The following is a 9,369-nucleotide window of genomic DNA, read 5'->3' on the forward strand; positions in this document are numbered from 1 at the left end:
TTACATTCATATACAAGTGAATCTCTGCCAAACATAGTCTTTTAGTGTTAGCTTTTAAGTATTAACACGATTCATATTGGAAGGAACCATGAGAACGATTGCTGCTACCCTACTCGCTTGTTTATCCTTTTCTGCCAACACTGCCGAATACCGCGCCAACGAAGTGGCGAGTGGATTTCAGATCCCTTGGGGGATCGAGTTCTTAGATAATCAACGCGTTATCGTCAATCAAAAGAACGGTACGGTTTCGTTGCTGGATATCACCACAGGCAAACCTCAAAAGCTGTTTAACGTCCCCGATGTGAACACCAGTGGACAAGCCGGCTTATTGGATGTTGCGCTCGCACCGAATGCCGATACGCAAAACCCGCAACTCTTCTTTACCTACAGCAAGCGCACAAGTAAAGGCAATACGGTGGCGTTAGCGACGGCGCAATTGCAAAACAATCAACTTGTGGGTTGGAACGATCTCTTTGTTGCTGATGCCATCACCGACACAGGGCGTCACTACGGCAGTCGACTTTCATTTGTAGACGACAAAGTTTACTTCTCAATCGGTGACCGTGGCGAACGTGATAATGGGCAAGACACTCAAACCCATGCTGGCAGTATTCTTCGCCTTAACCTTGATGGTTCGGTTCCACAAGACAACCCATTCAAACCTTCCCAAGCTCGTCCTGAGATATGGAGTTACGGGCACCGCAACCCACAAGGTATGTTTTACGACGAAGCAACTAAACAGCTGTGGTCGATTGAACATGGACCACGCGGTGGCGATGAAATTAATCTAATCAAGAAAGGCGCGAACTACGGCTGGGCAAAAGTCTCTCATGGCAAAGAATATTGGGGACCGTTGGACGTCGGGGAAGCCAAGTCGTTGCCGGGAATGGAAGATCCCAAGCTGGTATACGTCCCTTCTATCGCGCCCAGTAATATGATTTTGTACCGTGGTGATAAATACCCAGAATTGGACGGGAAAATCCTCGCCGGTGCATTGAAACTGGCGCACATCAACGTGGTTTCTATTAAGAATGGCAAGCTCACCGAATCAAAAAGATTGATGGAGAATCTTGGAGAGCGAGTAAGAGATATAACCATCAGCCCCGATGGCTATATCTACTTTTCTACCGACAGCGGCAAAATCTTTCGTCTTGAGGAAAGGTAATCAAACACTAAAATCGTTAAGACTATTTAATTTGTGACGTACTAGTGATTTATTTTCGTACAATCTAAGCAGAAGAATCTAAACTTAACAATAACCTTTTGTTTTTTAAAACGATAGTTCGGTTAAGTTGTACGAGGTCATTATGATTCCATTCCCTTTACAGCTCGATAAAATTAAAGCCGTGGTGTTTGATTTAGACAACACCTTGGTGAGTTCTGATATGAACTTCGGCGAATTGCGACAACAGCTAGGTTGTCCGCAAAGTGAAGATCTATTGGATTTTGTCGACGCACTTGAGCATCCTCATCATCGAGAGCACGCTCATAACGTGATATTTGATTACGAGATTTCTGATGCTGAGCAATCTGCTCCAATGATTGGCTGCCATGAATTGCTCGCCCACTTGCATCAAAATGAAATCAAAACCGCTATCGTGACGCGCAACTGCCAAATCGCCACGCAGCGCAAACTCGAGCACAACCAAATCTCAGTGGAGCGAGTCATCACTCGTGAATGCTTCCCGCCCAAGCCAGACCCTTTGTCTCTGCAGGTATTAGCGAAAGAGTGGCGTTTGATGCCTAATGAAGTGCTTTATGTCGGCGATTACCTTTACGACTTACAGGCAGCGTATAACGCACAGATGCCCTCTTGCCTTGTTCATCACGGTAATCAAGAAACTTTCAATGATTCAGCCTCGTTGGCGCTTAATGAACTCAGCGATTTATTGAGCCATTTCCAATCCTTACCACGCCAATAAAGCACACATATAAAATACGCAAACAAAAAAAGGGGCACCAACGTGCCCCTTATGACTTATTCCCGATTGTTTCATGCGTTCCCAAGGATTGCTTGGGTGATGCGCTGCTTAACCTTGTAGGTAAGCGTTAAGCATCCACATTAATTTTTCTTGCTCACGGATGTAGTCACCCATCAATGCCGCTGTACCTTCGTCATCTGCTTCACCCGCGTTTTGTAGAATCTCACGCTGTTTTAGAAGTAGAACGCTAAAGCCTTGAACCAGACCTTGTACACACTCCTCACCAGAAGTCGCGTTTTGATGTTCTTTGATTTCACTTGCTTCCAAGTAGTTGCTGAATGCGTGTGCTGGCGTATGACCCAAAGTTAGAATACGCTCTGCAAGCTCATCGATTTTTGTTTGTAGATCAGTGTAGATCTCTTCAAATTTTACGTGCAGTTCGAAGAATTGCGCACCTTTAATATTCCAGTGGTAACCGCGAGAGTTCATGTACAACACTTGGTAATGCGCTAGCAATTGATTTAGTTGTTGAGCTAGTTGTGCTGATTGTTCGCTGTCTAGACCAATTAGGCTTACTTGTTTGTTCATAATCTTGCTCCTAGAAGGATGATACCAATCGTAGTAACGAACGATTCTCTTACCGGGATTGGTATAAAGTTTAAAAATTTTTTTGCAGTATTTGCTGCCGATGGAGTCATATTACGACTCCGGCTCGGTGAAGAGAATTTGGTTTTAACTATGATTTAAATAGCCAAATCCAATGAGCAAGTAGACGAATATTGGCGTATCATCCAACAAAAAACCCCAACCCTTTTTGTGTCAAAAGAATTGGGGCTTTTTTACTATTTGGTTAACGTTCAAAAGTAGATGAACAGACCTAAACCTTATCTACGCCGTTTTGAAAGTTGCCATCTGTTGATTCAGCTCAGTAACTTGCTCTTTTACTTGCAATGATGTCTCTGATGCACGTTGGCTGTTATTCGAAACCTCATCCACTGATTGAGTAATACCGGACATCAATCCAGTGATCGAATTGGTCGCATGAGATTGCTGCTCTGCCGCTGCCGCAAGTTCTGCCATTTGTTCATTCAAAGACCCAATTTGCTCGGTAGTGACGAGCAAACGAGTTACCGCTTTTTCAATGTGCTCAGCGCCCTGCTCCGCAAGTGATTGGCTGTGTTCAATCTCCTCAACCACCGAATTGGTCGAGCGTTGAATCGCATTAATGATGCCGTTGATTTCTGTCGTCGATTGAGTAGTGCGCGTCGCTAACATGCGTACTTCGTCCGCCACAACCGCAAAGCCTCGTCCTTGGTCGCCCGCACGCGCTGCTTCTATCGCGGCATTCAGTGCCAGTAAGTTAGTTTGTTCTGCCAAACCTTCAATCACTTCCGTCACTCGACCAATGGCTTCGCTCTCTTTGCTTAGCTGTGTGACTTGCGTGCTCGCGGTTTCAATGCTGCCGTGCAAGCTTTCCATGGTGACTTTGTTTTGCTCTAAAGCATCACGACCTTGTTCAATCTCGCCTTTTGAATCAGAAAGCTTCTGCACTGATTGATTGGCTTGATCTAGGGTGTTACGCGCGGCTAAAGCGATTTCATCCAATTGGCTTCCCATTTCAACAATGCTGGCCTGTTGCTTTTCTACATTCGATGAGGTGACTTGCGCCGATTCCAACAAAGCCCCCATGCTAGTATCCACTTGGTGCGCTTTCTCGCTCACCCCAGCCACGATGCTCGCTAACGATTGGTTCATGCGGTTAATCGAATCGGTAAGGTCTGCCAATTCATCTTTCCCAACAACAGTTAACGGAGGCTGAGAAACATCTCCTGAAGCGATCGTCTTTGCACGCTCCGATAAGTTTTTCACTCGGCGACCAATGGTATTGCCCATGTATTTTGAAATCGCTACTGCGGCAATCAAAACCAATGCCGCAGCAATCAACATAGTGGTGAGTACGTTCTTGATCGACTGATTAATACCCTGTCCACTTTGATCAGCACGACTTTGCTGAGCCAATACGATCGTTTCTAAGCTTTGGTCTAGTGCATCCGCTGCTGGCAACAGTTCGTTCGCCATCAGCAAGTTTGATTCGTTCCACTCTGGCGACTGACGCAATGCAATTACCTGCTCTGCTAAAGGAAAGTACAGTTGCTGCATTTCTTTAAACAGTGACCACAATGATTGGTCGTTATCAGTAAGCCTGTCGAGTTTACTGTCGATTTCCGCCACAGACTGATTGTGGTACTTAATCAAGTCGTGGTATTTGTCCAGATGATCTTGCTGCCCGTACAACAGGAAATCTCGCAGAGCAGACAGTGCATTGGCGAGCGAGGTATAGCTATCCGCGTAAACTTTAAACAAACGCTTTCTGTCTCCACCAAATGGGTTTCCTGACTCTTCATTGATTAAGCTTTGAAGCTGATCAAGTGCCACTTCTGCAATGGGTGCCGCTTCGTTAATAAAGAGGTTGTGTGCGGGTAAGTTCTCATCACTGTGGCTAAGTTCAATCAGCTTGTTTAGAGAAACTTTTACCGCGTCCCACTGGCTTTGGATCGCTTGAAAATCCTGTTCAGAGATCAACGCCTGCAACGTTGGAAGCGACTCGTCTGTAGATGCCATGATATTGCGTACGTCCTCACTCAGACGTGCGCTCGCCTCTTCATCGCCACCTAGCAACATGTAGGCTCGAATCGAGGACAGCGACGCTTGAACGGACTGTTGGATACCGCGACTGGTGTCGACGGTCGGTAAATCGGATTTAAGTAACGAAGAGGCGTATTGCTCTACGGTAGTGACGTTGCGATACGTGAATACCGCTGATGCCATAAAAAGTACGGCTAGCAGCACAAAACTGAGCTGCAACTTCCCTGATATCGTAAGGTTCATCCATAAACTCCTGACAACGATGAGCCTTAAATATAACGATGTTTACAAAAATGTTAAATACAGGTGTCAAAAGTTACTAAGAAAACCATGTAAACCACTATTTTAAGCCTATAAATAGGGCTTATTCGAAGTATGGTATGCGCTCACTACGTAAAATCAGATAATTAACGTAAGTCGTTTCTAAGCAGTCTTGCTCCCACAACGAAAGAATCCGCTTAGTGGCGAAGTAGTAATCTTTATTACGCAGTAACACGCCCACCGTGCGGCTGAGCTGCTCAAAGCGCTGTTGCTCATTAGCAGAGATGTCATTGTCCTCATTTTCAATGATGGGCGCCAATCCATCGGCAAACCAATTGTTCAGAATTTCACGCATCTCAAGTTCTGACTCCGGTACATCGATACTCGACAACTCGCGATGCTGTGGTGGCGGTACTATGTACTTTGACGCTTTTGGTGAACTGACATAACGGTACATGTCGCTCCTCCTTGTAAATGACTCTTATACCCAAGTGACTTCAAGATGCAGGATTCAGAGCGTTGTCATTGATTCGGGGTCAAGGAAAACAACGCAGCGTAATAGTCAGCTCTTTCCAAGTTGTTTGACACAGAAACCGAGTCAATGACACGCTCCCGAAGGGCGAGCTATCTTGGTTTGTATACTTTGTTGTCGATTCTTGATTTAGACCCACTAGACCTTTAAATCGCCGCCGCGTCTACAAACCAAGCCATTCTCGCTGAACCTAACATCTCGAGGTTACTTGGGTATAAACTAGCTAAGAATACTTTTTTCAATTTCCAAGTTTTTTTCTACAGCTCATAGAAAGAAGCCCAACAAAAAAGCCATGCAAAGTAGGCTCTGCATGGCTTTGGTTTGGGCAGCAATGACACTGCCCTTGTCTAGGACTGGTTACATTGAGCTTTGATCGAAATCGTTGCCTTGGTCAGTACCCGTTTGAGTATCCGAGTCGAAGCTGCCAGAGTCATCCGTGAAGTCGACACCTTGCTCTTGACCTCCCGCACTTGTCCAGTCGCTGCCGCCAGATTCCATACCCGCCATGTCTGGTTGCTGATCTTGAGCAGAACCTTGCATGGTGTATTGATCATCGACTTCAACTTCAACTTTGCCACTCGCACCTTCTACTGCGCTGCCCAATTCATCGTAACCTTGGAATTGGATTTCGCTCGTACCTTCGTAACCTTCTGGTAGGTCAACCGATACTGGTTGGTTCAGGTTGCCACTTAATGTGAAGCTGCCATCGCCATTATCCAGTGCGTTGCTTACTGATGCACCATCAGGTAGACCGGACATTTCTGCATAATCCACCGATTCGTTACCACTGACCTCATCTGGAACCGAGATAGAAATGGTATCGCCTGGTGCTGCAGTCACATCAGCTGTGCTCTCGTCTTCACTGTCTGCACCGTTTGCTGCTTGTTCTTCAGGCTGTTGCGCTTCGCCAACTTGCTGCTCTGCTGATGCTTGAGCAGTTTGGATTTGTGGCTCGTCGCTTTGCGCTGAATCGTCCGCAACTTGGATGCTCAGATTCTGAGTCGATACTTCACCATTGTCGTTGACCTGAACATCCATAGCCAAATTGCCATCGAAGTCATCGTTCGGCCAGTATGTCCACTCTTCATCACCTGATTTCGCAAAGAAACCAGCATCGTTTGCATCGGCGACATCCAACACTTCTGCAGAAGGGCTAATGCCAAGCTCATCAATCAACTGCGCTTCTGTTAGGGTTAGTGAACCATCATCAGCCAGTGCGTAGCCTTCACTGGTTGTGGTTTCACCTTCACCTTGGATGTCGACATTGAAGAAGCTCTCAATGCGGTTTTCACCGTCAGTTGCAATGAAGCCAACTTGAACATCTCCGGTGTAGCCTTCTGCTGGTGTGAATTGGTAGTTACCTTGGTTATCGGTCTCTATCACACCTTGACCTTCCATTAGGCTCACTGACTCAATGCTCAAGCTGTCGCCTTCTGCATCGCTCAAGGTCGATAGCATGTCATCATTGGTGAACGACAAGGTGCCATCCGCTGCCATTTCTGTGGTAGAAATGCTGTCGATTTCTGGAGAAGCATTCTCTTGTGGTGCGTCTTCTTTCACGACCACACCTGTTTGCTCATCATGAAGCACACCGTCTTTATCAATCACATAAGCGATATCCGCTTCACCAGTAAAGCCTGGTGCTGGATTGAATGTCCATGTGCCATCACCGTTATCGACAATCTCACCTTGGCTGCGATCAGCTAGGTGAACGAATTTCACTTCATCACCCGCATCAGCGTCTACGTTTTCTGCCAATCCGATTAGGTCATCAGCGGTTAGGATAACGGGTTCACCCGCTAGGGTTTCGAAGTCACCTGAATCGATGCCATCTTCGAACTCTTCTGGCTCGTCACCGTAATCCACCGTTGTTGCGGTCACGGTTACGAAGAACTCGCCATTAAAGTCAGCCGGAGGCGTCATTTGCAGGTCTGAGATATCCCACTCGTTCAAGTCGATGTATTGACCCGGTTCCGTGATGGTAATGGTGTTCACACCATCCGTAACTTCGAAGCCAACAGGGAAACCAGTCATCACTAGGTTACTTAGCGTTTCTGAATCGTCGATTAGACCGACATTCAAGCCTAGGTGACCTGTTTCGTCCTCACCGAAGACTAACGGACCATCATGGTCGGTTGTGATGACCGCGCCATCCGCAACAGGGCGAACAAACACTGGTACATCAAGAACCGTCTCAAACTCACCGTCACTTACCACAACTTGCAAGTCAGAAACCCCTGCAAAATCGCCAGTCGGTGTGAATGTCCAAGTACCGTCACCGTTGTCTGTTACCTCACCACCATCTTCACCTTCTGCGGTGATAATGCGTGATACGACTAGGTTTTCAGTATCGATATCGCCGAACAAGTTCATCAGGTCGCCAGCGTCGAAGGTGAATGCGCCATCCTCGTCGGTTGCCATAAAGGCATTACCCACATTGAATGGAGCATCGTTGACTGGAATGACATCCACATTCAACGAGCCTTCAACCACTTCTTCACCATCCGTCGCGGTGTAGCCCAGTTCCACCAAACCATTGAAGTCTTGAGTGGTCACCAAGTGGTACATACCATCTGGTTGTTGGGTTAATGTCGCGTTTGCAGGCGCACGAACCGTGATGCTTTCTACGCTGATTTCGTCACCATCAAGATCCGTAACTTGATCAGCGATGTAAGCTGGGTCAATCACCATGACCACATCTTCTTCGCCTTGCATCTGAATGGTTGGCGCTTCTGGTGCATCGTTAACCGCTTCGACGTTTAGATTGCCTTCAACCGGCGTAACTAAATCACCATCGCTGACGCCGAACGACATTGGCACATCACCATTGAAGTTCTCAGCCGGAGTGAATGACCAAGTACCATCACCGTTGTCTAGCAAGTCACCGTATTGCTCATCAATCACTAAGTCGACAGCAGACAGTTCGTCGTAGGTGTTATCGATGTCTGTCGCGTTAACAAGCAACATGTCCTGCGTGATAAGAATGGTGGTATCTTCGGTGCCAGCAATATTCACTGGCGTTGATTGCGGCGCATCGTTAATTGGGTTCACCGTTAGGTCGACGCCCACTTCCACGCTCGCACCATCGTTATCAATCAAGTCGAAGCTTAGGTCGATATCGCCATTGAAGTTCGCATCAGGCGTAATCGTAAAGCTACCATCTTGGTTCTCAACAACGGTTGCATTGGCTACCGCGGTTAAGTTCACTGCTTCTAGATTATCGCTGTCTACGTCACCCGCTTGAGCCAGTAACTGCTCTTGACTTAATGTGATTGAACCGTCTTCATCGACGCTGTAAGCCAAGTCGCCAGATACCGGAGCATCGTTGACTGGCAATACATCAATGTTCGCGTTGGTTGTCGCAGTTGCACCGTCTTCATCAGCGACGACTACGTCTAGGCTTACGCCACCGTTGAAGTTTTCATTTGGTGCGAAGCTGTAAGTGCCATCGTCATTCGCCGTTAGAATGCCGTCGTTACCACTGTAAGAGACGCTTTCTAGGCTCACGTCGCCTTCCACATCGCTTGATTGCGCTAGCAGTTGCTCTTCCGTGAAGATAATGACTTCGTCTTCATTGACAGAGTAACTTGTCGCACCTGCGATTGGTGGATCGTTCACCTCAAGAACGGTAATACCCGCAGTGGTTGAGTCTGTCGCACCCTCTTCATCGACAACTACAACGTCTAGGCTGACCTCGCCATTGAAGTTCTCGTTTGGAGAGAAGGTGTACGTACCATCACCATTGTCTTGGAACACGCCATCTGCGCCGCTGTAGCTGACACTATCAATCGCGACTTCGCCTTCGACGTCAGATGAGTTAGCCAATAACTGCTCGTTACTGATGGTGATCGAATTGTCTTCATGCACCGTGTAAGACGTGCTGCCTGCAACCGGTGGATCGTTCTCTGGCGTCACGCTTACGTCGATATTTGCGGTCACGGTATCCGTGCCATCAGAAACATCGAAGGTAAAGTTCACATCACCATTGAAGTTCTCGTTTGGAGCAAA

6 protein-coding genes are annotated in these 9,369 nt (G+C 47.1%); 2 read left to right on the forward strand and 4 right to left on the reverse strand.

Translation table 11 applies throughout. The features are described 5' to 3' along the window. Positions 1-88: 88 nt before the first annotated feature. Entirely contained in the window at positions 89-1,165 is a 1,077-nt protein-coding gene (locus tag R7Q11_RS07030; RefSeq protein WP_225466327.1) for a PQQ-dependent sugar dehydrogenase, read from the forward strand. A 142-nt stretch (positions 1,166-1,307) separates the two neighbouring features. Then, positions 1,308-1,922 (forward strand): HAD family hydrolase, encoded by a 615-nt coding sequence (locus tag R7Q11_RS07035; protein ID WP_225466328.1) that lies wholly within the window; start codon positions 1,308-1,310, stop codon positions 1,920-1,922. A gap of 108 nt (positions 1,923-2,030) precedes the next feature. On the opposite strand, the gene R7Q11_RS07040 is transcribed toward R7Q11_RS07035, so the two are convergent. The 4 genes from R7Q11_RS07040 to R7Q11_RS07055 form a co-directional block, all read right to left on the reverse strand. Continuing rightward, the gene (locus R7Q11_RS07040; protein ID WP_005388254.1) at positions 2,031-2,510 is read right to left on the reverse strand and encodes a Dps family protein; all 480 of its coding nucleotides are present in this window, start codon (positions 2,508-2,510) and stop codon (positions 2,031-2,033) included. A 300-nt stretch (positions 2,511-2,810) separates the two neighbouring features. Continuing rightward, positions 2,811-4,811 (reverse strand): methyl-accepting chemotaxis protein, encoded by a 2,001-nt coding sequence (locus tag R7Q11_RS07045; RefSeq protein ID WP_017821960.1) that lies wholly within the window; start codon positions 4,809-4,811, stop codon positions 2,811-2,813. 121 nt (positions 4,812-4,932) lie between these two features. After that, positions 4,933-5,286 carry a hypothetical protein gene (locus tag R7Q11_RS07050; RefSeq protein ID WP_033906832.1) on the reverse strand — a complete coding sequence of 118 codons (354 nt, stop codon included), beginning with the start codon at positions 5,284-5,286 and terminating at the stop codon, positions 4,933-4,935. A 432-nt stretch (positions 5,287-5,718) separates the two neighbouring features. Next, positions 5,719-9,369, reverse strand: a 3,651-nt coding sequence (locus tag R7Q11_RS07055; protein ID WP_225466329.1) for a tandem-95 repeat protein, incomplete at its 5' end; no start/stop codon positions are given.

It is taken from the genome of Vibrio sp. 970 (assembly GCF_033339075.1).

Coding starts and splice junctions, on each gene's coding strand:
- R7Q11_RS07045 (WP_017821960.1), bottom strand. CDS start 4,811: ATGAACCTTACGATATCAGGGAAGTTGCAGCTCAGTTTTGTGCTGCTA.
- R7Q11_RS07050 (WP_033906832.1), bottom strand. CDS start 5,286: ATGTACCGTTATGTCAGTTCACCAAAAGCGTCAAAGTACATAGTACCG.
- R7Q11_RS07030 (WP_225466327.1), top strand. CDS start 89: ATGAGAACGATTGCTGCTACCCTACTCGCTTGTTTATCCTTTTCTGCC.
- R7Q11_RS07035 (WP_225466328.1), top strand. CDS start 1,308: ATGATTCCATTCCCTTTACAGCTCGATAAAATTAAAGCCGTGGTGTTT.
- R7Q11_RS07040 (WP_005388254.1), bottom strand. CDS start 2,510: ATGAACAAACAAGTAAGCCTAATTGGTCTAGACAGCGAACAATCAGCA.